This is a genomic window from Mesosutterella porci, from assembly GCF_022134585.1.
In the GTDB taxonomy this organism is placed as follows: Bacteria; Pseudomonadota; Gammaproteobacteria; order Burkholderiales; family Burkholderiaceae_F; genus Mesosutterella; species Mesosutterella porci.
Genome location: NZ_JAKNCT010000008.1, coordinates 43401 through 68967 on the forward strand (window position 1 = coordinate 43401; position 25567 = coordinate 68967).

22 protein-coding genes, 1 tRNA gene and 1 pseudogene are annotated in these 25567 nt (G+C 67.2%); 20 read left to right on the forward strand and 4 right to left on the reverse strand.

The window, feature by feature from the left end; translation table 11 throughout:
• The first annotated feature begins 1 nt into the window (after position 1).
• The 12 genes and pseudogenes from MAF45_RS07340 (at position 2) to lpxC (ending at position 15028) form a co-directional block, all read left to right on the forward strand.
• A complete protein-coding gene (locus tag MAF45_RS07340) occupies positions 2 to 1519 on the forward strand; it encodes a UDP-N-acetylmuramoyl-L-alanyl-D-glutamate--2,6-diaminopimelate ligase (protein ID WP_237978986.1) in 1518 nt (505 codons plus the stop codon).
• Positions 1516 to 2919, forward strand: a complete 1404-nt coding sequence (locus MAF45_RS07345) for a UDP-N-acetylmuramoyl-tripeptide--D-alanyl-D-alanine ligase (RefSeq protein WP_237978987.1) — start codon at positions 1516 to 1518, stop codon at positions 2917 to 2919. The genes MAF45_RS07340 and MAF45_RS07345 overlap by 4 nt, the downstream gene beginning before the upstream one ends.
• 8 nt (positions 2920 to 2927) lie before the next feature.
• Positions 2928 to 4082 (forward strand): phospho-N-acetylmuramoyl-pentapeptide-transferase, encoded by a 1155-nt coding sequence (gene mraY / locus MAF45_RS07350; RefSeq protein ID WP_237978988.1) that lies wholly within the window; start codon positions 2928 to 2930, stop codon positions 4080 to 4082.
• A gap of 35 nt (positions 4083 to 4117) precedes the next feature.
• On the forward strand, positions 4118 to 5560 hold the full coding sequence (gene murD / locus MAF45_RS07355; protein WP_237978989.1) for a UDP-N-acetylmuramoyl-L-alanine--D-glutamate ligase: 1443 nt from the start codon (positions 4118 to 4120) through the stop codon (positions 5558 to 5560).
• Complete coding sequence (gene ftsW / locus MAF45_RS07360; RefSeq protein WP_237978990.1) at positions 5554 to 6810, forward strand: putative lipid II flippase FtsW; 1257 nt, start codon at positions 5554 to 5556, stop codon at positions 6808 to 6810. The genes murD and ftsW overlap by 7 nt, the downstream gene beginning before the upstream one ends.
• Positions 6811 to 6845: 35 nt before the next feature.
• On the forward strand, positions 6846 to 7946 hold the full coding sequence (murG, locus tag MAF45_RS07365; RefSeq protein ID WP_237978991.1) for an undecaprenyldiphospho-muramoylpentapeptide beta-N-acetylglucosaminyltransferase: 1101 nt from the start codon (positions 6846 to 6848) through the stop codon (positions 7944 to 7946).
• 5 nt (positions 7947 to 7951) lie between these two features.
• On the forward strand, positions 7952 to 9364 hold the full coding sequence (murC, locus tag MAF45_RS07370) for a UDP-N-acetylmuramate--L-alanine ligase (protein ID WP_237979085.1): 1413 nt from the start codon (positions 7952 to 7954) through the stop codon (positions 9362 to 9364).
• On the forward strand, positions 9361 to 10296 hold the full coding sequence (locus MAF45_RS07375) for a D-alanine--D-alanine ligase (RefSeq protein WP_237978992.1): 936 nt from the start codon (positions 9361 to 9363) through the stop codon (positions 10294 to 10296). The genes murC and MAF45_RS07375 overlap by 4 nt, the downstream gene beginning before the upstream one ends.
• 38 nt (positions 10297 to 10334) lie before the next feature.
• Complete coding sequence (locus tag MAF45_RS07380) at positions 10335 to 11174, forward strand: cell division protein FtsQ/DivIB (protein ID WP_237978993.1); 840 nt, start codon at positions 10335 to 10337, stop codon at positions 11172 to 11174.
• Between the two features lie 6 nt (positions 11175 to 11180).
• Entirely contained in the window at positions 11181 to 12428 is a 1248-nt protein-coding gene (gene ftsA, locus MAF45_RS07385; protein WP_237978994.1) for a cell division protein FtsA, read from the forward strand.
• A 143-nt stretch (positions 12429 to 12571) separates the two neighbouring features.
• Positions 12572 to 13741, forward strand: a pseudogene (ftsZ, locus tag MAF45_RS07390) (cell division protein FtsZ); the annotation flags it as partial.
• A gap of 369 nt (positions 13742 to 14110) precedes the next feature.
• The gene (gene lpxC, locus MAF45_RS07395; protein ID WP_237978996.1) at positions 14111 to 15028 is read left to right on the forward strand and encodes a UDP-3-O-acyl-N-acetylglucosamine deacetylase; all 918 of its coding nucleotides are present in this window, start codon (positions 14111 to 14113) and stop codon (positions 15026 to 15028) included.
• Between the two features lie 11 nt (positions 15029 to 15039).
• On the opposite strand, the gene MAF45_RS07400 is transcribed toward lpxC, so the two are convergent.
• On the reverse strand, positions 15040 to 15522 hold the full coding sequence (locus MAF45_RS07400; RefSeq protein WP_237978997.1) for a hypothetical protein: 483 nt from the start codon (positions 15520 to 15522) through the stop codon (positions 15040 to 15042).
• A 297-nt stretch (positions 15523 to 15819) separates the two neighbouring features.
• Here MAF45_RS07400 and secA point away from each other — a divergent pair, with 297 nt between their 5' ends.
• From secA to MAF45_RS07420, 4 genes are all read left to right on the forward strand, one after another.
• Complete coding sequence (gene secA / locus MAF45_RS07405) at positions 15820 to 18564, forward strand: preprotein translocase subunit SecA (protein ID WP_237978998.1); 2745 nt, start codon at positions 15820 to 15822, stop codon at positions 18562 to 18564.
• Between the two features lie 118 nt (positions 18565 to 18682).
• Positions 18683 to 19333, forward strand: a complete 651-nt coding sequence (locus MAF45_RS07410; RefSeq protein ID WP_237978999.1) for a hypothetical protein — start codon at positions 18683 to 18685, stop codon at positions 19331 to 19333.
• The gene (locus tag MAF45_RS07415) at positions 19330 to 20220 is read left to right on the forward strand and encodes an ATP-binding protein (RefSeq protein ID WP_237979000.1); all 891 of its coding nucleotides are present in this window, start codon (positions 19330 to 19332) and stop codon (positions 20218 to 20220) included. Before MAF45_RS07410 ends, MAF45_RS07415 begins: the two co-directional genes overlap by 4 nt.
• The gene (locus tag MAF45_RS07420; protein ID WP_237979001.1) at positions 20217 to 20996 is read left to right on the forward strand and encodes an NUDIX domain-containing protein; all 780 of its coding nucleotides are present in this window, start codon (positions 20217 to 20219) and stop codon (positions 20994 to 20996) included. Before MAF45_RS07415 ends, MAF45_RS07420 begins: the two co-directional genes overlap by 4 nt.
• A 6-nt stretch (positions 20997 to 21002) precedes the next feature.
• On the opposite strand, the gene MAF45_RS07425 is transcribed toward MAF45_RS07420, so the two are convergent.
• The 3 genes from MAF45_RS07425 to MAF45_RS07435 all read right to left on the reverse strand — a co-directional run bounded on the left by MAF45_RS07425 (position 21003) and on the right by MAF45_RS07435 (position 22121).
• A complete protein-coding gene (locus tag MAF45_RS07425) occupies positions 21003 to 21221 on the reverse strand; it encodes a DNA gyrase inhibitor YacG (protein WP_237979002.1) in 219 nt (72 codons plus the stop codon).
• Positions 21218 to 21856 carry a dephospho-CoA kinase gene (gene coaE / locus MAF45_RS07430; protein ID WP_237979003.1) on the reverse strand — a complete coding sequence of 213 codons (639 nt, stop codon included), beginning with the start codon at positions 21854 to 21856 and terminating at the stop codon, positions 21218 to 21220. Before coaE ends, MAF45_RS07425 begins: the two co-directional genes overlap by 4 nt.
• A gap of 188 nt (positions 21857 to 22044) precedes the next feature.
• Positions 22045 to 22121, reverse strand: a tRNA-Pro gene (locus tag MAF45_RS07435).
• Between the two features lie 333 nt (positions 22122 to 22454).
• Between MAF45_RS07435 and rplU the strand changes: the two genes are divergently transcribed.
• The 4 genes from rplU (at position 22455) to proB (ending at position 25522) form a co-directional block, all read left to right on the forward strand.
• Positions 22455 to 22766 carry a 50S ribosomal protein L21 gene (rplU, locus tag MAF45_RS07440; RefSeq protein ID WP_237979004.1) on the forward strand — a complete coding sequence of 104 codons (312 nt, stop codon included), beginning with the start codon at positions 22455 to 22457 and terminating at the stop codon, positions 22764 to 22766.
• Positions 22767 to 22799: 33 nt separating this feature from the next.
• Positions 22800 to 23063 (forward strand): 50S ribosomal protein L27, encoded by a 264-nt coding sequence (gene rpmA, locus MAF45_RS07445; RefSeq protein ID WP_237979005.1) that lies wholly within the window; start codon positions 22800 to 22802, stop codon positions 23061 to 23063.
• Positions 23064 to 23167: 104 nt separating this feature from the next.
• On the forward strand, positions 23168 to 24289 hold the full coding sequence (obgE, locus tag MAF45_RS07450; protein WP_237979006.1) for a GTPase ObgE: 1122 nt from the start codon (positions 23168 to 23170) through the stop codon (positions 24287 to 24289).
• Between the two features lie 66 nt (positions 24290 to 24355).
• Positions 24356 to 25522, forward strand: a complete 1167-nt coding sequence (gene proB / locus MAF45_RS07455) for a glutamate 5-kinase (RefSeq protein WP_237979007.1) — start codon at positions 24356 to 24358, stop codon at positions 25520 to 25522.
• Positions 25523 to 25567: the final 45 nt, after the last annotated feature.

A 25567-nucleotide genomic window follows, 5' to 3' on the forward strand; every position in this document is an offset into this window, starting at 1 on the left:
AATGTCTGAGGCAACGCTGGGCGAAGCCCTTCAGTGGTTGAAGCAAAAGGTTGCTGCCGACGCGCAGCTCGAGCTGGATTCAAGGCGCGTCGCAAAAGGCGACGTGTTTCTCGCAGTTCCCGGGCTTTCGGCCGACGGCCGGCGCTTTATGCAGGCCGCGGCGGACGCGGGCGCGGGCGCCGTGCTCTACGAGGCGCAGGGCGCGCAGGGGGTTCAGCCGCCCGATGCCGTCCCCAGCCTCGCGGTGAAGGGGCTGGCCGCCTCGCTGGGCGGGTTCGCTTCGGCTTATTACGGAGAGCCTTCACGCCGCCTTTCGGGGGCGGCGGTGACCGGCACCAACGGCAAGACGACCACGAGTCAGTGGATGGGCGAGCTCTTCACCCGGCTCGGGCAGCCCTGCGCGGTGCTCGGCACCATAGGCTGCAGCATGGCGGGGCGCTCCTATTCGGCGGTGCCCCTCACCACGCCCGACCCGGTGACCATCCAGCGTCTGCTTCATGCGGCTCTGCTCGACGGGGCCCGGGCCTTTGCGATCGAGGCAAGTTCGATCGGCCTGGTGCAGGGACGGCTGGACGGGACGCGGATCCGCTGGGCCCTTTTCACCAATCTCACCCGCGACCACCTCGATTACCACAAGACCATGCAGGCCTACGAGGATGCGAAGGCGCTGCTTTTCGAGCGGCCGGAGCTGGAGGCCGCGGTGGTAAACATCGACGATCCGGCGGGAGCCCGGATGTGCCGCACGGCGCTCGCGCACGGAGTGCGCACCATTGCGGCGACCTCGCGGGGCACGGCCGTGCCCGAGGGCTGCGAGGCGCTGGAGGCCCGGGACGTCGAAGTCGGGGCTTCGGGCGTGTCGTTCCGCCTCGCCTGGAAGGGCAGGCAGTACCCGGTGCAGGCCAAGGCGCTCGGACTGTTCAACGTGGACAACCTGCTGGGCGCCGCAGGCGTGGTGCTTGCCTCCGGAGCGGCCGGGGCGGAGCAGGTCGCGGCGCTTCTCGGGGAGCTGCTGCCGCCGCCGGGGCGCCTGCAGCAGGTGCGCGCTCCGGGGATGCCGCTGGGCGTGGTTGACTACTGCCATACGCCTGACGCGATAGACAAGGCCCTGGAGACGCTGCGGCCGGTGGCCCGCGCCCGCGGCGGCAGGCTTTGGATCGTCGTAGGCGCGGGCGGCAACCGAGATCACGGCAAGCGGCCCCTCATGGGCCGCTCGGCGGCCGCAGGCGCCGACCGGGTCATCGTCACGACGGACAATCCGCGCTTTGAAGACCCGTTGACCATCGCACAGGCCGTGGCCGCCGGAGCGGGAAGTCCCCGCATCATCCTCGACCGGGCGGAGGCGATTCAGATGGCGGTGTCCGAGGCCGCCCCCGAGGATGTGATCCTCGTGGCGGGCAAGGGCCATGAGACCTATCAGGAAGTGCGGGGCGTGAGGCATCACTTCTCCGATGCGGAGGCGCTTGAACGGGCCTTCGGGGAACGCGCCCGGGCTGCCCGCAGGAACAAGGAACAGAAATGAGTGAAGAGTTGATTTCGGCAGCGGAAATCGCGGCCACGATCGCCGGCGCGAAGCTTCTGGGCGACGGCTCGGTCAGGGTGACGGGCGTCTCAACGGACGCGAGGAAAGTGCGGCCCGGAGAACTTTTCGTGGGGCTGCGAGGCGAGCGTTTCGACGGCACGGACTTTGCGGGGGATGCACTTGGCAAGGGCGCGGCCGCGGTTCTGGTTTCCCGCCCCGTGCAGGGCTCGGACGCGCCCCAGATCGTCGTGCCCGACGTCGGGCGCGCCTTTTCCGAGTCGGCGGCGGCCTGGAGGCGCCGGTTCACGATTCCGGTGATCCTCGTGTCGGGCAGCAACGGCAAGACCACGACGACCCAGATGATCGCCTCTGTCCTTCGCGCGGCTTTCGGCGAGCAGGGGAGCCTTGCCACCGAGGGCAACTTCAACAACGGCGTGGGAGTGCCGATCACCCTGTGGCGGCTGCGCCGCGCCCACCGGGCCGCCGTGGTTGAGGCGGGGATGAGCCATGTGGGCGAGATGGCCGAGCTCGCCGCAGAGATCGCCCCGACAGTCGCGCTGGTCAACAACGCCCAGCGCGAGCATCAGGAGTTCCTGCCGAACGTTGAGGCAACGGCTGTCGAGAACGGCCGGGCGATCGAGGCCCTGCCGGAGGACGGCGTGGCGGTCTTCCCGGCCGATGACGCCTGCGCCGGCATCTGGCGCAGGGACGCCGCGGGGCGGCGCACGATGACCTTCGCGACCCAGCCCGGTACTGCGGCGGACGTGACGGCGGAAGTCTTCGCCATGGCCTCGAGCACGGAGGTGCGCATGAAAACCCCCGCGGGCGACCTGATGGTGCGGCTCGCGATCGCGGGCGCGCACAATGGCCGCAACGCCTGCGCGGCCGCGGCCTGCGCGCTCGCCGCGGGCATTCCGCTGGAGGCGGTGGCCGAGGGGCTGCGCCGGTTCCGGCCTGTCGCCCGCCGCGGCGTGAGGACGATGCTGCCCTCGGGAGTGCTCTTGATCGACGACACTTATAATGCGAACCCCGACTCGATGCGCGCGGCGATCCGCGTGCTCGCCGGCGCTCCCGCTCCCCGCGTGCTCATCGCGGGGGACATGGGCGAGGTGGGCTCCCGAGGCGCCGAGTACCACGAGGAAATCGGGCGCTTCGCCGCAGAAAGCGGGGTGCAGAAAATGCTGTGCTGCGGGACTCTGATGGCCTGCGCGGCCCGGGCCTTCGGTCCCGGGGCGCGGCATTTCGCGAGCTTCGGCGATCTGCAGCAGCAGGCGCTCGAGGAGGTCTCCGCAATGAAGGGCGGCACGGTGCTCGTGAAAGCGTCCAATTTCATGCACTTCGATCGGATTGTGAAGGCGCTGCAGGAAGGCGGATGCCGCTCTGATCAAACAACGAACTGAGTTTTGACATGCTTCTTTACCTTTTCCACTGGCTCTCCGGCAGCGTCCGGGCCTTTGCAGTCTTCGACTACCTGTCGCTCAGGGCGGTGCTCGCGACGCTGACGGCGCTCGCGATAGGGCTGGCCTTCGGCCCTTACACGATCCGCGAGCTCAAGAAGCTGCATTTCGGCCAGGCGGTGCGCACCGACGGGCCGAAGACCCATCTGAAAAAGGACGGGACGCCCACGATGGGCGGCATCCTGATCCTGGCCTCGATGACCATTTCGACGCTGCTGTGGATTGACCTGTCGAACCGCTACATCTGGGTGGTGCTGCTCGTGACGCTCGGGTACGGTTGGATCGGCTGGACGGACGACTACCGCAAGGTGGTGCACCACGATCCCCACGGCATGAGCGCACGTGAAAAGTTCGGCTGGCAGTCGCTCATCGGCATCCTCGTGGCGGTCTACCTCGCCTTCGCGATCGAGGCCCCCTCGGGCTCCTCGGCTTTCTCAATGCTCTGGGACTGGCTCCGCTCGGGCTTTACGCTGCCCTACAGCGGCAGACTCGACTTCACGATTCCGTTTTTCAAGCAGATCTCCTTCCCGTTCGGCGTGTTCGGCTTCGTCGTACTCACGTATTTCGTCATCGTGGGCACGAGCAATGCCGTGAACCTGACCGACGGGCTTGACGGCCTCGCGATCCTGCCCTGCGTGATGGTGGGCGGCGCGCTCGGCATCTTCGCCTATGCGCTGGGACGGCCCGATTTCGCCGAGTACCTGCTTTTCCACTACATCCCGGGAGCCGGCGAGCTTGTCGTTTTCTGCGGGGCGATGGCCGGCGCGGGGCTCGCGTTCCTCTGGTTCAACGCCCATCCGGCCCAGATGTTCATGGGCGACGTGGGCGCGCTCGCGCTCGGAGGCGCTCTTGGCTGCATCGCGGTGATCGTGCGCCAGGAGCTTGTGCTGGCGATCATGGGCGGAATTTTCGTCGTGGAGACACTTTCGGTCATCATCCAGACCACGTACTTCAGGCTCACGCACGGCAAGCGGGTTTTCCTCATGGCCCCGCTGCACCATCACTTCGAGCTGAAGGGCTGGGCGGAAACGCAGGTGGTGGTGCGCTTCTGGATCATCACGATCATTCTTGTTCTGATCGGCCTCACAACGCTTAAAATCCGCTGATCTCCCGCAGCGGGATCTGAAGAAGGGATAAGGCTATGTCAACTCAAAAGGCTGTGGTTCTCGGACTGGGATCCTCCGGTTTTAACGCCGCCTTGTACCTGGCCGGGCGGGGTTTTGACGTGCTGGTGCAGGACACGAGGCGGCAGCCGCCGTTGCTGGACAGGCTGCGCTCGGAGGTGCCATCGGCGAAGTTTTCAAGCCCGATGGACCCGGCAGGCCTTGACGGGGCGCAGCTCGTCATGATTTCGCCCGGGCTCTCGCCGCGGTTTTCCGCCGCGGCTCCCGTGGTGAAGGCGGCGCGGGAGCGCGGCATCGAGGTCGTGGGCGAGATCGAGCTTTTTGCCCGGGAGCTCGAGAGGCTGCGCGGGCAGACAGGCTACAGTCCCTGCGTGATCGGCGTGACGGGCACAAACGGCAAGACCACGACCACCTCGCTCACCACGAGGATGCTGCTCGAAAGCGGCCTGACGGCGGTGGCGGCGGGCAACATCGGGCCGAGCGCGATTCGGGAGCTCTCCATGCGCGCGGCCTCGGGCGAGCTGCCCCAGGTCTGGGTGCTGGAGCTTTCGAGCTTCCAGCTTGAAACGACCTCCAGCCTGCACTGCAGGGCCGCGGTGATTACCAACGTGACGCAGGACCACCTTGACTGGCACGGCGGATTCGGCCCGTACGTCGAGGCCAAGCGCCGGATCTTCACTCCGGGGACACTCGAGGTGCTCAACCGGGGCGACCGCCTGTCGATGGAAAGCGCGAGGCCCGGCGAGCGCACGGAGACGTTCGGGCTTGACGAGCCGAAGCGCCCCGGCGACTGGGGACTCACGGAATCTGACGGGGTGCAGTGGCTGTGCCGCTCGCGTCTGGACGACGCAGGCGGGCTGCGCCTGGAGCGGCTGATGCCGGTCTCGGCGCTAAAGATCCGCGGCCTGCACAACGCGCTCAACGCCCTCACCTCGCTCTCGCTGGCTCTTGCCGCGGGCGCGGATCTGGGCGCCGCGCTGCGGGCGCTGCAGGCCTACCGCGGCGAGCCGCACCGCACGGAGTTCGTGCAGTCGGTGCGCGGAGTCGATTTCATCGATGACTCGAAGGGCACGGACGTGGGGGCGACCGCCGCCGGGCTCGAAGGGCTGGGCAGCGCAGGCGCGAAGCTTATCGTCATTCTCGGCGGCGACGGCAAGGGGCAGGATTTTTCGCTGCTTGAGCCCGCCGTGAAGCGCTGGGCGAAGGGAGCCGTCACCTTCGGGCGCGACGGCGGGATCATCGCCCGGGCCATCGAGCCCTCGGGCGTTCCGCACAGCGCCGCCCCGGACCTTGAGCAGGCTGTCCGCCAGGCTTTCGCCATGGCCCGCGCGGGCGACACGGTGCTGCTTTCCCCGGCCTGCGCGAGCTGGGACATGTTTCCTAATTACGTGGAGCGCGCGAAGCTCTTTCGCGAGGTCGTCGCTCGAATCGCTTCCGAGGAGGCCGGCCGGTCGTGCTAGATAGGCTCCGCGGCCGCCTTGCGCGCCGCAGAAAGGACGAAGACGCGCTCAGGGTCGAGGCGGTCTATCCCAACGAGATGAGCACCCCCGTTTCGGGAGGCAGGCTCATGCGCGGCAGGAGCCTCGATTTCGACTGGGTGGTGGTCGCGGTGGTGAGCCTGTTGCTCGGGCTGGGCACCGTCATGGTCTACTCGGCCTCGATTTCCCTTGCCGACTCGCCCAAGTACGGCACCTCCCAGACCTATTTCCTCACCCGGCACCTCTTTTCGCTTGCCATTTCCCTGGTCGCGGCCTACGGCGTCTACCACGTCCCGATGAGGGTATGGCTGCGGCTTGCCAAGCCCCTCGGGGTGCTGGCCGTGCTACTGCTCGTGCTCGTGCTCGTGCCGGGCGTCGGCGTGAGCGTGAACGGCTCCCGGCGCTGGATCCGCTTCCCGTTCATGAACCTGCAGGTTTCGGAGTTCACGAAGTTCGTGGCGGTGATCTTCGCCTCGTACTTCACCCTCACGCGCCAGGACTACATGCATTCCTTCCGCAAGGGGTTCCTGCCGATGGCTCTTGCCGTGGGGGCCGTGGCCGCGCTTCTCATCGTGCAGCCGGACCTCGGCGCGACCATTGTTGTCATCGCCATCGTGATGGGCGTGCTGTTCGTCGGGGGGCTCTCCTATAAAATCTTCTTTCTCATGGTCGCGGCCGTGGTCGGGCTCGTGGCGTCCATGATCATTTGGACGCCCTGGAGGCTGAGCCGGGTGGTGGCCTATCTCGACCCGTGGAACGAGGAGAACGTGCTGGGCAAGGCCTACCAGCTTTCCCACTCTCTCATCGCGCTCGGGCGCGGGGAAATTTTCGGGGCGGGCTTGGGCGGGTCGGTGGAGAAGCTCAACTATCTGCCCGAAGCCCATACGGACTTTATTTTCGCAGTGATCGGCGAAGAGCTCGGATTTGTCGGCGTGGTCGTGGTGCTTTTCCTGTACTACCGCCTGATCCGCAGCGCCTTTGAGATCGGCCGCATCGCCGTTAAGATGGACAACGTCTTCTCCGGCCTTGTCGCCCAGGGCGTGGGCATCTGGATTGGGGTGCAGGTCTGCATCAACGTCGGCGTGGCCACGGGGCTGCTGCCGACCAAGGGGCTCACGCTGCCGCTCATGAGCTACGGGGGTTCGGCGATCCTGTCCACGCTGTGCGGCATCGCGCTGCTGCTGCGCGTGGACCACGAAAACCGCGTGCTGATGCACGGCGGCCAGATCTAGGCCGGCTTGCGGAATAAGAAAAAAGCGAAAAAGCGATGACTTCTGGAAAACATTTGGTAATAGCGGCTGCGGGGACCGGCGGGCACGTGATGCCCGGCCTTGCGGTGGCCGCGGCCATGCGCGCCCGGGGCTGGACGGTCTCCTGGCTCGGCACGGAGACGGGCATGGAGCGGCGCCTTGTCGAGCGGCGCGGCATCGAGATGGACGCGGTCGACTTTTCAGGCGTCCGGGGCCGCGGGCTCGCCGAGGCCGCCAGGGGCGCGGTGAAGCTGCTGCGGGCATTTCCCGCTTCGCGGGACATCCTCCGGCGGCGCGGGGCGAACGCCTTTTTTTCCACCGGTGGCTACATCGCCGTCCCGTCGGCGATCGCCGCTCACAGGATGGGGATTCCCGCCGTGGTGATGAACTGCGACGCCGCGAGCCTGCTGTCGGTGCGGATGGTGCTTCCTTTTATCGATGTCCTCGCGTGCGGCTTTGACGGCGAGGCTGCCCGGCGGGCCGGTGCGCGCGCCGTGGTGACGGGCAACCCCGTGCGCAGCGAGATTGCGGCGCTTCCGCCTCCCGAGGAGCGGCTGGCGGGCCGCGGCAGGAGGCTGCGCCTGCTCGTCTTCGGCGGCAGCCTCGGGGCGCGCTTCCTCAACCGGCTGCTGCCCGCAGCCCTCGCGCTGCTGCCTCCTGAGGCCCGCCCCGAGGTCATTCACCAGTGCGGCGCCGGGGCGGAGGAGGAAGTCAGGGGGCTTTACGCGAAGGCGGGCCTCAAGGCCTCGATCCGCCCCTTTATCGATGACATGGCCGCGGCCTACGCCTGGTCGGATCTCGTGATCTGCAGGGCGGGCGCGACCAGCGTTTCGGAAATCTGCTCGGCGGGCGTCGCGGCGATGCTCGTTCCTTTGGTGGTGAAGACCACTTCCCACCAGTTGCAGAACGCCGAGTACATGGAGAAAAACGGGGCCGGGATCTGCCTGCGGCAAAACGCCCTCACGCCGCAGGCGCTTGCGCAGAGGCTGCGCGGCGCAGACCGCCAGGAGCTGCTGCGCATGGCCTGCGCGGCGCGGCGCCTGTCGCATTCGGATGCCGCCGATCGAGTTGCGGATATCATTGAGGCACGTACGGATTTAACTTTTAAGGTGCTCTGATGGCATTGAAATTTGTAGTCAAAAACGTGCATTTCGTCGGAATCGGCGGAGCGGGCATGAGCGGCATAGCGGAGGTGCTCCTGAACCTCGGCTACCACGTGACCGGGTCGGACATCGCCGAGAGCGAAACCACCGCCCGCCTCAGGAGCCTGGGGGCCACGGTCTGGAAGGGGCACGACGCGAGCCACGTAAAAGGGGCTGATGCGGTGGTGGTCTCCTCGGCCGTGCATGAGGACAATCCGGAGGTGCAGGCGGCCCGCGCGGCGCGCATCCCGGTGGTTCCCCGGGCGGTGATGCTCGCCGAACTCATGCGGCTGCGCAAGGGCATCGCCATTGCGGGCACGCACGGCAAGACCACGACCACGTCGCTCACCACCGCACTCATTTCCGAGGCAGGGCTCGACCCCACGTTCGTGATCGGCGGCAGGCTCAACGCGGCCGGCACCAACGCGAAGCTCGGGACAGGCGAGTATCTGGTCGCCGAGGCCGACGAGTCCGACGCCTCGTTTCTCAACCTCTCGCCGGTGCTCGCCGTGGTCACCAACATCGACCACGACCATATGGACACCTATGGGCAGGACTTCGGGCGGCTGAAGGAAGCCTTCGTGCGCTTCGTGGAGAGGCTGCCTTTTTACGGCGTGGCGGTGCTGTGCATCGATGACGAGAACGTGCGCTCGATCATCCCGAGGGTGACCAAGCGCGTGGTGACCTACGGCCTCAGCGAGGACGCCCAGGTGCGCGCGGTGGGCGTCGAGCGCTGCGGGCTGCAGATGAAGTACACGGTGCTGCGGCCGGGCTACGAGCCCCTGCCTGTGGTTCTGAACCTGCCGGGCATGCAGTATGTGGCCAATTCGCTCGCCGCGATCACGGTGGCCACCCTGGTGGGCGTCTCCGACGAAGCGATCCGCCGCGGCCTTGCTTCCTTCCGCGGCGTCGGCAGGCGCTTTGCCGTGACCGAGGGGCTGCGCGTGCCGCAGGAGGAGGGCGGCGGAACCTTTACGCTGATCGACGACTACGGCCACCATCCCCATGAAATGCAGGCGACGATCGACTCCGCCCGTGGAGCCTTCCCCGGGCACCGCATCGTGGTCGCCTTCCAGCCGCACCGCTTCACTCGCACGCGCGACTGCTTTGAGGATCTCGTGCAGGTGCTCAACCGCGGCGCCGACGTGCTCGTGCTCACCGAGGTCTATCCTGCAGGCGAGTCCCCGATCGTGGGGGCCGACAGCCGCTCCCTGGCCAGGGCGATCCGGCTTGCGGGCGGAGCGGATCTGATCTATGAGGAAAAAGTGGAGGATGTGCCCGCGGCAGTCCTCAAGGTGGTGCGCGACGGCGATGTCGTGCTCACGCTGGGCGCCGGCTCCATAGGCCGAGCCGCACCGGCCATCATCAAGCTTGCAGGGGGGGAAGAAAAATGATTGACGCGGCGAGTCTGGGCCGGGTGGCGGTATTGATGGGCGGGCGCTCAAGCGAGCGCGAGGTGTCGCTGTCGAGCGGGCAGGGCGTGCTTGAGGCGCTTCGCAGCTGTGGCGTGGACGCCCGCGCCTTCGACCCGGGCCGGCAGAGCCTCGGAGAGCTCGAGTCCGGGGGATTCGACCGGGCCTTCAACATGCTCCACGGCCTGGGCGGAGAGGACGGAACGATTCAGGGCGTGCTCGAGTGGCTGAGAATCCCCTATACGGGTTCGGGCGTGCTTGCGAGCGCGCTGGCCATCGACAAGGACGCGACCTGCCGGCTCTGGCACGGGGAGGGGCTGCCCGTACCCGACGGAGTGAGGACGAACGATCCGCGGGAGGCGGCCTCCATCATCGCCCGGCTCGGCGCGAGCCTCATCGTGAAGCCCGACCACGACGGCAGCTCCTTCGGGGTCGTGAAGCTCAAGCGGGCCGACGAGGCCTCGCTGGCGAAGGCGATCCGCGAGAGCTGCGGAGGGCACGATTCGGTGCGCGTCGAGCGCCTGATCCACGGCCGGGAGTTCACCGCCGCGGTGCTCGGCGAGGGCGGCTCGGCGCGGATGCTCCCGATTGTGGAGATCATCGCCCCGGGCGGCGACTACAACAGCGTCAACAAGTATCAGGGCAGCGAGGTGAAGTACGCCTGCCCGGCCGGTCTTCCCGAGAACACCGCGCAGGCGATTGAGCGCGACGTGCTGCGCGCCTACCGGGTGATTGGGGCCCGCGGCTGGGGCCGCATCGACTTCATGATGGAAGAGGGGGCCTGGCGGCTGCTCGAGATCAACACGAATCCGGGGATGACTCCGCATTCGCTCGTGCCGATGGCCGCGCGCGCCGCGGGCATTTCCTACGAGGAGCTCGTGATGCAGGTGGCGGCCGCGGCGAGGCTCGACTGAGGCCGGGGGCGCCTTTTCAAGGCTGAGGGACGACAGCCATGCAGGAAACCACGGGGGCGAAGCGGCAGATCCGCAGGGGCGCGGGCATCGTGATGATGCTGTGCCTGGCGGCGCTTGCCTGGCTGGCGGGCGACTATGTGGTGCACCGGCCGTACTTCAGCATCCGCACGATAGAGATCGTCGGGGAGACGGACTTCATCGACTGCCCGGCGCTCGAGAAATCGCTCTGGGAGGGCCTGCGCGGGAACTACTTCACCGCCGACATCGACGCGCTGCGCGGGGTGGCCGAGGCGGTGCCCTGGGTGTCGCGGGCGAGCGTCGAGCGGGTCTGGCCCGATGCGCTCCGCGTCACAATCGTGCGCCGGCGCGCGGCGGCGCTCTGGGGAGGAACCCGGTTGCTGTCGGATCGCGGGGAGATTTTCGCGCCGAAGGAGGTGAAGGCCTCTGAGGCGCAGAAGCTGCCCCGGTTCTCCGGGCCCGACCCGATGGCCCCGCAGGTGGTGGAGATGTTCGGCGTGCTCGAGCCCTTGGCGCGCCGGCTTGGCGCGGACGTCGAGGAGCTTTCCGTGACCGACCGGGGGGCCTGGTCGATGAAGATCGAGGGCGGCAGCGTTCCCGAAACGCGGATTATCCTCGGGCGCGAGACTCACGACAGCAGCGCGGGCAGCCGCTTTGCCCTGGTGGTCGCCCACTACGGCGAGGTGGCCCGCATGATGGGAGGGCCGCCCGCTCAGATTGACGCGCGCTACGTGAACGCATTCGCGGCCACGATGCCGGACCCCGCGAAGATCGCGGCCCATGAACAGAAGCAGGCCGCCGCGGAGGCCCAGGCCGCGCAGCCGAAGGACGCCGGGAAAGCGGATGGCCCGGCGGTGTAGGACGATATGGACAAAAGCAATTTACTGGCGGCGCTCGACGTCGGCACCAGCAAGGTCGCGGTGATCGTTGCGGAACCGAACAGCGAGGGCGCGGTGAAGATCTGCGGCCTCGGCTCCACGCGCTCCGAGGGCGTGCGCAGCGGCGTCGTGGTGGACATCGGGGCGGCCGTGGGATCGATCCGCGCGGCCATTGACGAGGCCGAGAGAACCTCGGGGCTGCACATCACCGATGTGTACACGGCCTGCGAGGACTACCGGCTCAGATTCGTGAACAACGTGGGCGCCACGCCCGTGCGCGGACCCGAGATCGGCCAGTCCGATGTGGACGCGGCCGTGGCCAACGCGAAGGAGGTCAAGCTCAAGAGCGGCGAGCAGGTGCTCAAGATCCTGATCCAGGAGTTCGCGGTCGACGGCGAGAGCGGCATCCTCAAGCCCATGGGCATGACGGGAAACCGGCTCGAGGCATCGATACACGTGGCCTGCGGCTCGCCCACGACGGCGACCAACCTGCTGCGGTGCGTTCGCCGCAGCGGCGTCGAGGTGGCGCACTGGACCGTGCCTGTGTGGGCCTCGGCCTGGGCGGTTCTCACGCCCTCGGAGCGCGATCTGGGGGTCTGCCTGATCGATTTCGGCGGCGGCACGGTCGACGTGACCGTCTACATCCGCAACGTCGTCTGGTTCACGGCGATCGTCCCCCTGGGCGGCAGCGCCGTCACAAAGGACATCGCCGCGCTCTACCAGCTCGATGAGAAGGCGGCCGAGCTCGTGAAGCTGCGCTTCGGCGGGGCGGACGCGAGCCGCTACAGGGCCTGCGACGTCATCAATCCCGCGGAGCTGCTGTACGCCGACACTCCGGTGGGCGAAGCCCGAGTGATCGCGCAGCAGGAGCTCGCCGAGGTGATCGAGGCGAGGCTGCGCGAAATCCTGAAAATCGTGCGCGAGATGCTCAAGTGGACGGGGCTCGACCAGCGCATTCCCGCCGGCATCGTGTTCACCGGAGGCGTGAGCCAGACCGAGGGCTTTCTTAAGCTCGCCCGCAGCGTCTTTGAGCAGCACTGCCGGATCGGCTCGCCGGATATCGGACAGACGATCGGCGGCACGGGCAGCTCCCCGGCCTGGTCGACGGCGGTGGGGCTGCTCAGGGAGGCGGCCCGGGACGCCATGGTGCACCGCAAGGCGATGGACAGCGGAAAAATGCATATGGGCCGGGGCACCTGGGAGACGATCAAGCGCTGGTTCATCGGCAATTACTGATTTGCCCCGCCCCTGCGGGGGCGCGCCGATCTTGCGAAAATTGAGCTGAACACACCAAAATCGTAGATAATGTTCCAAATTCACGCTCTCCGCGACGGAGGGCTTAAAGGCGAGCAGTCAGGGCTGCCTCACGGAGATGTGCAATGAGTAGTTTCGAAATGCTGGACAAAGACCCGCGCAACACGGTGATCAAAGTGATCGGCGTGGGCGGGGGCGGCGGCAACGCCGTCCAGTATATGGTGGACCAGGGCGCCGACGGCATCGAGTTCATCGCCGCCAATACCGACCACCAGGCGCTTGCGATGAACAAGGCCCACGTCCTGCTGCAGCTTGGCGAGAGCGGCCTGGGCGCCGGAGCCAACCCCGAGGTCGGAGCGAAGGCCGCGGTGGATTCCGCCGAGCGGATCCGCGACGCCGTCTCAGGTGCGCACCTGCTCTTCATCACTGCGGGCATGGGCGGCGGCACCGGCACGGGCGCGGCCCCCGTCATCGCCAAGATCGCCAAGGAGGAGGGCATCCTCACCGTCGGCGTGGTGACCAAGCCCTTCTCCTACGAGGGCACGCCGCGCATGACGCGCGCCGAAAAGGGCATCGAGAACCTGAAGAAGTACGTGGACTCGCTCATCGTGATCCTCAATGACAAGCTCGAAGACGAGTTTGGCGAGGACGCGACCATGGAAGACTGCTTCAATGCCGCGAACGAGGTGCTCTACAAGGCCTGCAACGGCATTGCGGAGATCATCCACACGCCGGGCCTGATCAACGTCGACTTCAACGATTTGTCCACCGTGATGCGCGAGCACGGCACGGCCCTCATGGGATCGGCTACCGCCTCCGGGCCGGACCGCGCGGAGAAGGCGGCCACGCAGGCCGTGTCCTCGCCGCTGCTCGAAGGTACCGACCTGCACGGAGCCCGCGGGCTTCTGGTTTACGTGACGGCGAGCAACTCGCTCAAGCTCTCCGAGCCGCGCAAGGTGATGAAGATCCTGAACAATTTCGTCTCGCCTGGCGCGAACGTGATTTTCGGCTCGGCCCGCGACGATTCGATGGGCGATAACCTGAGGGTGACGGTGGTGGCCACCGGCATGGACAGCCCGCTTTCGGGAGCCGACGCGCAGAAGCAGGGGGCGCGCCCCGACTGGTCGTCGATTTTCTCCGCTCCCGCGGCGGCCTCTCAGGCCGCGCCGGCGTCCGATTCCGCCGCAAAGGCGCCTGCCCAGGCCGCTCCGGCCGAGGCCCCGAAGCCCGAGCCGATTCCTGCCTTCAAGGATCCGACGGAGACCGAGCAGCCGCACCACGCGGCTCTCGCGCAGTCCCCGGCGGGCGGTGCTCCCGCCGCCGCGGCGGCCCCCGGCTTTGCCTGGGAGTCTCCGAAGGCGGAGAGCGCTCGGCCCGAGCCTAAGGCCAAGCCCAAGCCCGAAAAGCCCGCCGAGAGCGCGGCGGCCGAACCGGGCGGGCGCCCGGAGGACAAGCCCCTTGAAGTGAATGTCTGGAGCCAGGGCTTTTTCAGCGAGGAAATGCTCAGGAGCATGGAAACGCCGGCCTTCAGCCGCAATAAGCCGCATCACTGAAGCGGCGATTCCGCTAAAATAGCGGATCCAGAATCTTTTGCCGGCGCCCGAGGCGCCGAGGTCTTCAGCCTTTAAAGGGCCCGAAGCGCCGGCCTTGAAACGCAGCTAAAAATGCTTAAGCAGAGAACGCTAAAGGAGCCGGTCTCGACGGTGGGGATCGGACTGCACAGCGGGCGTCGCATCCGCATGGTTCTCCGTCCCGCGCCTGAGAACACGGGCATCGTTTTCCGGAGAACGGATCTCAAGGGCGCGCCGGACATCCCCGCCAGGCCTGAGAACGTGAACGACACCAGGCTGGCCACCACTGTCAATGTGGGCAGCGCCCGGGTGAGCACGATCGAGCACCTGATGAGCGCCTTCAACGGCCTGGGGATCGACAACTGCCTGGTGGAGGTCGACGCCCCGGAGATCCCGGTGATGGACGGCTCCGCGGCGAGCTTCGTTTTCCTGATCCATGCCGCCGGCATCGTCGAGCAGAACGCGCCGAAGCGTTTTGTGTGCGTGCTGAAGACGGTCGAGGTGAAGGACGGCGACAAGAGCGCGAGGCTCGAACCGCATTTCGGCTTCACGCTCGACTTTTCCATCAGCTTCCACCATCCCGCCATCGACGCGACGATTCAGCGCGCCCGGGTGGATTTCTCGAAGGATTCCTATGTGAAGGACGTGTCCCGGGCCCGCACCTTCGGGTTCGTGAACGACGTGGAGTTCCTGCGCTCGATGGGCCTCGCCCAGGGCGGCACGCTCGAGAACGCCGTCGTGATGGACGACTACCGGGTGCTCAACAGCGACGGGCTGCGCAGCCGCGACGAATTTGTGAAGCACAAGATCCTCGACGCGATGGGCGACCTCTATGTGCTGGGACATCCGCTGCTGGCCGCGTACACGGCCCACAAGTCGGGGCACGCGCTCAACAACCGGCTGCTGCGGGCGCTGCTGGCCGAACAGGGGGCCTGGGAGCTCGTCACCTTCGAGGAGGCGCAGAAAGCCCCCGTCGACTTTGTCTTCAAGCCCTCCGGGGCTCTGGCCTGAAAAGCCGGGCTTTATTCCCCGAGCGAGCGGGCCAGGTTTTCGAGCGACTCGCGGATGCGGCTTCCTTCGGGAAGCCGCTTTGCTTTTTCAAGAGCCTCTCTGGCCGCCCCCGGGCTGGGGAGCCGGGGCTCGCCCTGCGGGGCGTCGCCGCCCGAGGGCAGGGGGTCGTGCAGCGTGGGGTTCACCGAAACCGAGACCGAACGGACGGCTCCGCCGAAGGCGTGCTCGAGCGCGGCGCGGATGGTGGGCATGACGTTGCGGATCTGGTAGGCCTCGGAGGGGGTGCGCACGACCAGCCGCAGCGCCCCGCCTTCGAGGAGCACGGCCTGGCCCGGGCCGGAAAATCTGACGCGCAGGCGCCGCCCGGCGCAGGCTTCCTCAACGACCCGGGAGACTTCCTGCGCGGCGCGCAGCCTGGAGCCGAGGCCCCGGCTCGCGCTGAGGTAGCGGAACGGGCGGCGCAGCGCCGGTCCGCCTTTGGGTGCGGCAGTCATGATGTTCTGGCTTTGCTCCTGCGGGCCGCCGGTGCGCATGCGGAAAGGGGCGGCCCTCCTCTTCCCGCAGCGGCAAGTATAGGGCAGGGCGGGGTTCTTTTCCCCTTTCGGGGCGCCCGCCCGCCTGTCCGACTGTGCGATAATCCTCTATTCTTGTTTTCGCTTAATCTCGGGGGGCGGTGCGCGCTCCCGGGCTTGAACGGTTTCCAGTGTATGGCTTCACGCCTGCGCAACCCCCTTCCCGCGGGCATCAAGCGGGGAAGGCACAGGGCCGGCGCCGCAGGCGCAAGGGATGATATGTTCGACGGATTTCTCACAAAAATTTTCGGCAGCCGCAACCAGCGCCTCGTCAAGGCCTACCGCCGCCGCTGCGCCCAGATCAACGCGCTAGAACCCTCGATGAAGAAGCTCTCCGACGAGGAGCTCAAGGCGAAGACCGGGGAGTTCCGGGCCCGCCTCGACCGGGGCGAGACGCTCGACAGCCTGCTGCCGGAGGCGTTTGCCGTGGTGCGCGAAGCCTCGGTGCGCGTGATGGGCATGAGGCATTTCGACGTGCAGCTGATCGGCGGCATGGTGCTGCACGACGGCAAGATCGCCGAAATGCGCACGGGAGAAGGCAAGACGCTCACTGCGACGCTTGCCGTGTACCTGAACGCGCTCACCGGCCGGGGCGTGCACGTGGTGACCGTGAACGACTACCTTGCCTCGCGCGACGCCCGCTGGATGGGGCGCCTCTACAAGTGGCTCGGCCTTAGCGTGGGGGTGATTCTCTCGGGCGAGCAGGATCCCGCCGTGAAGCGCGACGCCTACGCCTGCGACATCACTTACGGCACGAACAACGAGTTCGGCTTCGACTACCTGCGCGACAACATGGAGTACGAGCCGGGCAACCGCCGCCAGAGGCCGCTCAACTATGCGATCGTCGACGAGGTGGACTCCATCCTGATCGACGAGGCGAGAACCCCGCTGATCATTTCCGGTCCGGCCGAGGACAACGTCGAGCTCTACCGCGAGATGGACGCGATTCCGGCGCTGCTCACCCGGCAGAAGGGCGAGAAGGAGCCGGGCGACTACTGGGTTGACGAGAAGGCCCACCAGGTTTACCTCTCCGACCAGGGCCACGAAACGGTCGAGCGCATCTTCACCGAGCGCGGCCTCATCAAGAACGGCCGCAGCCTCTACTCGCCGCAGAACATCATGCTGATGCATCACCTGCTCGCGGCGCTCAAGGCCCACACGCTTTTCAACCGGGATCAGCACTACGTGGTGCAGAACGGCGAGGTGATCATCGTCGACGAGTTCACGGGGCGTCTCATGCCCGGCCGGCGCTGGAGCGACGGCATCCATCAGGCGATCGAGGCGAAGGAAGGGGTGAAGATCCAGCAGGAGACCCAGACGATGGCCTCCATCACCTTCCAGAACTACTTCCGCATGTACGACAAGCTCGCGGGCATGACGGGCACGGCCGACACCGAGGCCTATGAGTTCCAGGACATCTACGGGCTCGAGACGGTCGTGATTCCGACCAACCGCCCGATGATCCGCCGCGACGAGCAGGACCGGGTCTTCAAGACCGAGCGCGAGAAGTACGCTGCGATCCTGAAGGACGTCGAGGACTGCTACAAGCGCAGGCAGCCGGTGCTCGTGGGCACGACCTCGATCGACAACTCGGAGATCATCAGCAAGCTCATGGACAAGGCGGGCATCCCGCACAACGTGCTCAACGCCAAGCAGCACGAGAAGGAGGCTCTGGTCGTCGCCGAAGCCGGGCGTCCCGGCATGGTGACGATCGCCACCAACATGGCCGGCCGCGGCACCGACATCGTGCTGGGCGGCAGCATCAGCAACCGCATCGAAGCGATCACGCACGACGACAGCCTCACCGAGGAGCAGAAGGCGGCCCAGATCGAAAAGGAAAAGGCGCAGTGGCAGAAGCTGCACGACGAGGTGGTGAAAAACGGGGGCCTGCGCATCATTGGCTCCGAGCGCCACGAGTCGCGCCGCATCGACAACCAGCTGCGCGGCCGCTCCGGCCGCCAGGGCGACCCGGGCAGCTCCGCGTTCTACCTGTCGATGGAAGACAACCTGCTGCGCATTTTCGGCGGCGACCGCATGAAGTCGATGGCCGAGAGGCTCAAGCTCGAGGAAGGCGTGCCGATCGAGAGCCGGATGCTCTCGCGCATGATCGAGAACGCCCAGCGCAAGGTCGAGGCGCGCAACTACGACATTCGCAAGCAGCTGCTCGAGTTCGACGACGTGCAGAATGACCAGCGCCACGAGATCTACAAGGTGCGCAACGAGATCCTCGATTCGAAGGACCTCACCGAGAGCCTGGCGGAGATGCGCCACGGCTTCTACAGCGACCTCGTGCGCCGCTATGTGCCCCCGGAGACCGTTGAGGACCAGTGGGATCTCGAGGGCCTCACCTCGGCGCTGCGCGGCGAATGGGCGGTCGACTTCGACGCCAGGCGCTGGATGGAGGAGGACGAGTCGCGCATTGACGACGACCTCGTGCAGAAGGTGATCGAGGAGGCCGACAAGGTCTACAACGCGAAGGTGGAGCTCGTGGGGGCGGACGCCTGGAACGCGTTCGCGCGCTCCGTGCTGCTGCAGGTGCTCGACCAGACCTGGCGCCAGCACATCAGCAGCCTCGACCTGCTGCGCCAGGGCATCTTCCTGCGCGGCTACGCCCAGAAGCAGCCCAAGCAGGAGTACAAGCGCGAGGCCTTCGAAATGTTCAAGGACCTGCTCGACATCACCCGCGAGGGCGTGATCCGCGTGCTGATGCAGGTGCAGATCCAGATGCCGGAGGAGGCCGAGGCGGCGAGCAGCGCCACAACGGCGGAGGCGCAGCGTCAGGCCGCGGCCGCCCAGGCGGCGCAGCCCGAGCCTTCGTCCGTGACCGAGCCCGAGCCCGCGAGCCTGAGCGGCAGCGAGCCCCGCGAGCTCGATCCCGCAATTTTCGAGCACGTGGGCCGCAACGACCCCTGCCCGTGCGGCTCCGGCAAGAAATTCAAGGACTGCCACGGCAGGCTGAGCTGAAAAGCGCAGGGAGCGGAGCGGCCGCAGGCCGCCCCGGCCCCCAGGGCGGCGCCCGGCAGGAGCCTTTCGGAATCCGGAGGCCGGCCGGGCTTTATTTTTATCAATGGAGCGGGCAGACATGGCACAGCAGTGGGCGGATCTCAACGCTATTCGGGGCCTGACGGCCTCGGGCCGGGCGGGCGGCTTCAGGCTTCAGTTCCCGCGGGGGCGGGCCGGCTGGTCTGTCTCGCGGGACTGCGGGCTGCTCGTCCCGGACGCCCGCGTGCGCGCCCTCCGGGTGCTCGCCTGGGCGCGGCCGGGGCGTCCGGAGCCGAAAAAGCACACCCTGGTGCTTTACGCGGGCACGGGCGCGCGCTCGGAGGCGGGCGCCCCCGACTGGCGGGAAGACACGGAGCGGTCGGGGCTCGGGGCGCTGGAGGCCGCGGGACTCGGCGCTTTGGCGGGGCGGGGCGAGTCGCGCCGCTGCTTTGTGGAGTTTTCGCCCGTTGTCGTGAACGCCTTCGCCTTCCGCCTGGACAGAGGGACGGCGGTCGCGGCGGCGACCGACGCGGGGCTTGGGGCCGGAGAGCTCGAGCGGATCGCCGGGGATCTTCGCGAAGAGTTCGCGGAGGTGCGGTTTGCCTTTGCCCTGGCCACGGGAAAGCCCGGCTCCGGGAGGCGCTGCGCAGGCAGCTCTCCCTTTGAGAGCCTGAGGGCCCTTGTTTTGTCGACGGCCGCCGCCGCCATCGGCAGCCTTGAAGAACCGGGAAAAGGAGGGCAAGCCTCATGAACGGAGAACTGGAAAAGAAACTGTCGAGGCTCATCGACCGGCTGGACGCGCTGCTGCCGCCTGATCCCGGCGATGTCGACTGGTCGCAGAGCGCCTTCCGCTGGGAGCGCCGCCCTTATCTCGGGATGACCGCGGGGCGGCTCGAAGCCGTGCGCTGCCCCGCCCTGATCAGCGGCGGAGAGCTGCTGCACGTGCAGCGCCAGAAGGAGCTGCTCTTCAGCAACACGGAGAGCTTCGTGCGGGGGCTGCCCGCAAACAACGTGCTGCTCACGGGGGCGCGCGGCTCGGGCAAGAGCTCGCTCATCCGCGCCTGCCTCATGGCCTACCGCGCAGAGGGTCTGCGGCTGATCGAGGTGAGCCGCGACTTCCTCACCGACCTGCCCGACATCGTGAAGGTTGTGGCCGGGCGCCCGGAGCGCTTCATCCTTTTCTGCGACGACCTCACTTTCGAGCAGGGCGAGGGCGGCTACAGGGCGCTCAAGGCTGCGCTCGACGGCTCCATCGCGGGCGGCAGCGGCAATACGCTCGTCTACGCGACCTCGAACCGCAGGCACCTGATGCCCGAGCGCGCCGCCGACAACCTCGACTCGAGCCTCGACGCGGACGGGCTGCTGCATCCCGCCGAGACGATCGAGGAGCAGCTGTCCCTGTCCGAACGCTTCGGGCTGTGGCTGTCCTTCTATCCCTTCTCGCAGGACGAGTACCTTGACATCGTCGGGCTGTGGCTGCGCGAGCTGGGCGTGCCCGAGCAGCGGGCGGCCTCCCCGGAGATGCGCGTCTCGGCCCTGCAGTTCGCGCTGGGCCGAGGCTCCCGATCGGGCCGCGTCGCCCAGCAGTTCGCCCGGGCCGCGGCCGCCTGCGTCGCGCGGGGCAGGCCCCTGCCATGAGCGGCGCGGGTTTCGGCGGCCGCGAGCCGGTGGATGTCGCGGTGGGGGTTCTGATTGACGGCCGGGGGCGGGTCCTGATGGGCTCGAGGCCCGAGGGCAAGCCCTGCGCCGGATTCTGGGAGTTTCCCGGCGGAAAGCTCGAGCCGGGCGAGGACCCCGAGCGCGCCCTCAGGCGCGAGCTCGAGGAAGAGCTCGGCGTGGAGGTTCTGCGCTCCTACCCCTGGTTCGTGCGGATGATGGATTACCCGCACGCGCTCGTGCGGCTTCATTTCCGGCGCTGCTGGCGCTGGCGCGGGGAGCCGCGGGGGCTGGAGGGGCAGCGCTTCGGCTTTTACGAGCGGGGGAGGCTGCCAGGCGGGAAGCTGCTGCCCATGGATGATGTGATCGCGGGGTGGGCGAGGCTGCCCTTGAGAGCGGCGCTGCTTGAAGGCGACGCAAACCTGCCCGAGAGGGCGCGCAGGGCGCTTGAAGCGGGCGCGCGGCTGCTTTTCCTTCCGGGCGGCGAGGCCTCCGGGGCCGAGCTGCGCCTCGCGCGCGGCTTTCTTCCCGCGGACGCCCTGCTCGTCACTGACCGGGGAGGGCCGTTCCGCGGTGCGCTCTGCGGACGGTTCGAGGAGGCCCCGTCCGGCGCGGACTTCGTCTTTGCGGAGCGCGGCGGCGAGGCGGGTCCCGCCGGCTGCGCGCTGCCGGTCCTCAAGCCTTCCGGAGATTTCTCGCAGGAGGCGCTCGAGGCCGCCCTCGAGCAGGGCTGGCACGGCCTGTGGAGAAGGTTTTAGGCGCTTCTAGCGCTCTTTTTTTGCGTCGCCTTCGTCAAGCAGGTCTGCGCTTCCGGGCCGGCCCTCGATGCGGTAGGCGTCGCTGCCCCACTCGCCCAGGTCGATGAGCCTGCAGCGCTCGGAGCAGAAGGGCCGCCACGGGCTCTGCGGCCCCCACGGGACCTTCCTGCCGCAGATCGGGCAGCGGACTGAGAACGTTTCAGTTTTTCCCTTGCTTTCTGTCATGCCGCACAGTTCTCCATGAAGCGCCGGGCCATGGCGCAGTAGTGCTCGTGCAGGCTCTCCAGCCCCCGGAAGAGCTCGGGCTGGCTGCCGCAGTTTTCCAGCACGTCGTCGGCCGCCTCGAGCCGCTCGGAGCGAAGCGACTGCGCGGCAAGGATCGAGAGGGCTTCGCCGCGCGCAAGGCCGCTGCGCCTCATGAGGCGCTCAACCTGCAGGGATTCGGGAATGTCCACCACGAGCAGGCGGTTCAGCAGAGGACGCAGCTCCAGGATGGAAGGCAGCAGCGGCACCACGAGCACGCAGTACGGGGCGCTGCCGCCGCCGGCGAGCCGCTCGATCAGCCGCCGCCGCACGAGCGGATGGATCACGGCCTCGAGCCTGCGGCGCGCCTGCGGGTCGGAAAAGACGATGCGGCGCATCGCCCGGCGGTCGAGGCTGCCGTCCGGCCGCAGGCAGGCCCGCCCGAACTCTCGCTCGAGCTCCGGCATCGCTTCGCCGCCCGCGGCGGTGACGGCCCTCGATTCTTCGTCAGCGTCGGCCACCGCGCAGCCCGCGGCGGCGAGCCAGTTCGACACGGTCGTCTTGCCCGAGGCGATCCCTCCGGTGAGGCCCAGAATCCATCGGCGGTCGGTCTGCATGAACTTTTATGCCCTCCAGTGTTTCGGTGCCTGCGCAGAAGGCCGCTCCTGCGCTTTTCGGCAAACAGGAGAATAACGCGCATGGAGGGCGCGCGCGAGCAGCAGGCGAAGGCATGTGCGGGAGGCCGCGGGGAAGGCAGAAAGAAAAAGCGCGCGGAGCTTTGACGCACCGCGCGCTTTTCGAAATCTGGTCGGGGTGAGAGGATTCGAACCTCCGACTTTCACGTCCCGAACGTGACACTCTACCAGGCTGAGTCACACCCCGAGCCGGCTGATTCGGCGGGTTCCCATGCGGGGAAAGCCGTCGTTTCCAACACCGAGGGCAACCATAATACTCCTTCCCACGGGAATGTCAAATTTTCCGCCGCCCGCGGGAAACCGGCCGCCTTCCGGGCGCGGAATGAAAGCCCGGGAATTTATTTGACTTTATGGGGAAAACAGAAGATAATATTCTGCTCATCCTGCCCAAGACAGGATGAGCCACACAGGTCAGGTTCCTTGCTTCCCAAGGAGCCTGTTTTTGACACAAGAAGGTTTCACAGTTCCGGGGCCCGCCAGAGCGCGCAGCTGCCGGCTGAGTGAAACACTGGGGAAAAGAATGTACGCAATCATCAAGACCGGCGGCAAGCAGTACCGCGTCTCCGAAGGCGACCTGCTCAAGGTTGAGACTCTGGGCGCCAAGGTCGGCGATACCGTCACGCTCTCCGAGGTTCTCGCCGTGGGCGAGGGCAAGGAGCTCAAGGTGGGCGCTCCTCTCGTCGAAGGCGCTTCCGTGACCGCTTCCGTGGTCTCCGAGGGCCGCGCCGACAAGGTCCGCATTTTCCAGTTCCGCAAGCGCAAGCACTCCAAGAAGAGCGCCGGCCATCGCCAGAACTACGTCGAGCTGAAGATCGAAAAAATCGCAGCTTAATTCATTGAATTTTTTCTAGAGGAATAGAAAAAAATGGCACACAAGAAGGGCGGCGGCTCGACCCGCAACGGACGCGACTCCAAGGCTCATCGCATGGGCGTCAAGGTTTTCGGCAGCCAGGTGATTTCCGCCGGCTCCATCATCGTGCGTCAGCGCGGCACTGAATTCCACGCCGGCGACAACGTCATGATGGGCCGCGACCACACGCTGTTCGCGACTGCTTCGGGCACCGTCGAATTTGAGGTGAAGGGTCCCCGCAACCAGCAGTTTGTGAAGGTTGTCCCGCTTGCCGCCTGAGGCGGGCAGTCTGGCAATTTTCAGCAAAAGCCCTGTCGTCTCTGGCGGCAGGGCTTTTTTAGATTCCGGGCGAAGCCCCGGCTCACATTAGGACGGATTTCGCTGTGAAATTCATCGACGAAGCGAAGATTGAAGTTCAGGGCGGCAAGGGCGGCAACGGTTCGGCGTCCTTTCGCCGCGAAAAATTCATTCCCCGCGGAGGCCCCAACGGCGGCGACGGCGGCCGCGGCGGCTCGGTCTGGGCGGTGGCCGATGAAAACCTGAATACCCTCATCGATTACCGCTACACCCGCAGGTACCAGGCCCCGAACGGCGAAAACGGCATGGGGTCGGACTGCTACGGCAAGGCCGGCCGGGACATCGTGCTGCGGATGCCCGTGGGCACGGTGATCACTGACGAGGAGTCGGGCGAGGTCCTTGCCGACCTCTCCGAGAACGGGAAGAAGGCCCTGATCGCCGCGGGCGGCCGCGGAGGCCTCGGCAACCTGCACTTCAAGAGCGCGACGAACCGCGCGCCCAGGCAGTACACGCTCGGCGAGCCCGGCGTGCACCACAGCCTGCACCTTGAGCTCAAGGTGCTCGCCGATGTGGGGTTGCTCGGCTACCCGAACGCCGGGAAGTCGACCTTCATCACGGCCGTGTCCAACGCCCGCCCGAAGATCGCCGACTATCCTTTCACCACGATGTCGCCGCACCTCGGGGTCGTGCGCATCGAGCACGAGAACAGCTTCGTGATCGCCGACATTCCAGGCCTGATCGAAGGGGCGGCCGAAGGCGCGGGGCTGGGCCACGAGTTTCTGCGGCACCTGGAGCGCACGAAGCTGTTGCTGCACGTGATCGATATGGCCCCGCTCGACGGCAGCGACCCGGTTGCCAAGGCCCGTGCGCTTGTGAGCGAGCTCGGGAAATACAGTGCGTCGCTTGCCGCCAAGCCGCGCTGGGTCGTGCTCAACAAGCTCGATCTGGTGCCGCAGTCTGACAGGCAGGCGCGGGTGGCCGAGCTGCGCGAGGCTCTGCAGGACGGGGAGGGGGCCGGGCGGCCGTTCTTCGTCATGTCTGCCGCCTCGAGGGAAGGTACGCGGGAGGTCGTGATGGCCATTGCGCAGTTCCTCGACGAGGCGCGGCGGGCTGAGAAGAAGGCGGCGCAGGACGCGGCCGATCCTCGTTTTGCCCAGCACCGGGAGGACTCTGAAGGCGGCGCCGCCTCCGCCGGGGATGAAGCCTGAGGGGCGCTGTCCGGCGCAGCGCCGCGGCAGGGCAAACGGAAACAGGAAAAAAGGGGGGAACGCATCATGGCAGGCGAATCAGCAGCAGCGGCCCGCTCCGTCGCGGCGGACGCGAAGCGCATTGTGGTGAAAGTGGGCTCGGCCCTGATCACAAATGACGGGCGGGGGCTTGATTTTCAGGCAATCGCCGCGCTTGCCGACGATCTGTCCGCTCTCGTGCGCGACGGCCGCGAGGTGCTCCTTGTCTCCTCCGGGGCGATCGCCGAGGGAATCCTGCGCCTCGGCTGGTCCGAAAGACCGACCGATGTGAGCCGACTGCAGGCCGCGGCTGCCGTGGGGCAGATGAGCCTCGCGCAGGCCTATGAGCACGAGTTCGAAAAGCGCGGGATTAAATCCGCCCTCGTGCTGCTCACCGGCGGGGACCTCAACGACCGCACGCGCTACCTGAACGCGAGGGGGGCGCTGCTCACGCTGCTCAAGTTCGGCGTCGTGCCCGTGATCAACGAAAACGACACCGTCGTGACCGACGAGATCAAGGTGGGGGACAACGACACGCTGGGCTCGGTGGTCGCCAACCTGACCGAGGCTGACCTGCTCGTGATCCTCACCGACCAGAAGGGGCTCTACAGCGCCGACCCGCGCAGGAACCCCGGCGCAGTCTTCATCGCCCGGGCCCGGGCGGGCGACCCGACGCTCGAGAAGATGGCCGGCGGGGCCGCAAGCTCCCTGTCCAAGGGCGGCATGATTACTAAGGTTCTCGCGGCGAAGCGCGCAGCCCGCACCGGGGCTGCGACGATCATCGTCTCGGGGCGCGAAAAGGAGCCGCTTCGCAGGCTGGCCGCGGGCGAGCCCCTCGGCACTGAGCTGGTGCCGGAGACGCCGAAGATTCTCGCGCGCAAGGCCTGGATTGCCGACCACCTCAATCTGTCCGGCGCGGTGGTCCTCGACCGTGGAGCGGCCCGCGCGCTGATCGACGGCCACACGAGCCTGCTGCCCGTCGGAGTAAAGGAGGTGCGGGGCGACTTCAAGCGCGGCGACGTGATCGCCGTGCTTTCTCCCGAGGGCGAGGAGATCGCCCGGGGGCTCACCGCCTACCCGAGCGCCGATGCCCTGAGGATCGCCGGGCGGCACACCGAGGAGATCGAGGCGATCCTCGGCTACATGGAGCAGCCCGAGCTCATCCACCGCGACAATCTCGTCGTGACCAAGCCCGCCGGTTTCGAAGCCGGCTGACTTCGTTTTAGAATGCTTTTTCGTTTAGTTTCGGACCGCCGGGCC

Bases quoted from the DNA above. Each gene is read 5' to 3' on its own strand.
- MAF45_RS07420 (WP_237979001.1), top strand. From the start codon at position 20,217: ATGAGCGGCGCGGGTTTCGGCGGCCGCGAGCCGGTGGATGTCGCGGTG.
- murG (WP_237978991.1), top strand. From the start codon at position 6,846: ATGACTTCTGGAAAACATTTGGTAATAGCGGCTGCGGGGACCGGCGGG.
- rpmA (WP_237979005.1), top strand. From the start codon at position 22,800: ATGGCACACAAGAAGGGCGGCGGCTCGACCCGCAACGGACGCGACTCC.
- MAF45_RS07400 (WP_237978997.1), bottom strand. From the start codon at position 15,522: ATGACTGCCGCACCCAAAGGCGGACCGGCGCTGCGCCGCCCGTTCCGC.
- MAF45_RS07345 (WP_237978987.1), top strand. From the start codon at position 1,516: ATGAGTGAAGAGTTGATTTCGGCAGCGGAAATCGCGGCCACGATCGCC.
- MAF45_RS07425 (WP_237979002.1), bottom strand. From the start codon at position 21,221: ATGACAGAAAGCAAGGGAAAAACTGAAACGTTCTCAGTCCGCTGCCCG.
- ftsA (WP_237978994.1), top strand. From the start codon at position 11,181: ATGGACAAAAGCAATTTACTGGCGGCGCTCGACGTCGGCACCAGCAAG.
- secA (WP_237978998.1), top strand. From the start codon at position 15,820: ATGTTCGACGGATTTCTCACAAAAATTTTCGGCAGCCGCAACCAGCGC.
- murD (WP_237978989.1), top strand. From the start codon at position 4,118: ATGTCAACTCAAAAGGCTGTGGTTCTCGGACTGGGATCCTCCGGTTTT.
- MAF45_RS07375 (WP_237978992.1), top strand. From the start codon at position 9,361: ATGATTGACGCGGCGAGTCTGGGCCGGGTGGCGGTATTGATGGGCGGG.
- proB (WP_237979007.1), top strand. From the start codon at position 24,356: ATGGCAGGCGAATCAGCAGCAGCGGCCCGCTCCGTCGCGGCGGACGCG.
- rplU (WP_237979004.1), top strand. From the start codon at position 22,455: ATGTACGCAATCATCAAGACCGGCGGCAAGCAGTACCGCGTCTCCGAA.
- lpxC (WP_237978996.1), top strand. From the start codon at position 14,111: ATGCTTAAGCAGAGAACGCTAAAGGAGCCGGTCTCGACGGTGGGGATC.
- coaE (WP_237979003.1), bottom strand. From the start codon at position 21,856: ATGCAGACCGACCGCCGATGGATTCTGGGCCTCACCGGAGGGATCGCC.
- mraY (WP_237978988.1), top strand. From the start codon at position 2,928: ATGCTTCTTTACCTTTTCCACTGGCTCTCCGGCAGCGTCCGGGCCTTT.
- MAF45_RS07410 (WP_237978999.1), top strand. From the start codon at position 18,683: ATGGCACAGCAGTGGGCGGATCTCAACGCTATTCGGGGCCTGACGGCC.
- MAF45_RS07415 (WP_237979000.1), top strand. From the start codon at position 19,330: ATGAACGGAGAACTGGAAAAGAAACTGTCGAGGCTCATCGACCGGCTG.
- MAF45_RS07340 (WP_237978986.1), top strand. From the start codon at position 2: ATGTCTGAGGCAACGCTGGGCGAAGCCCTTCAGTGGTTGAAGCAAAAG.
- MAF45_RS07380 (WP_237978993.1), top strand. From the start codon at position 10,335: ATGCAGGAAACCACGGGGGCGAAGCGGCAGATCCGCAGGGGCGCGGGC.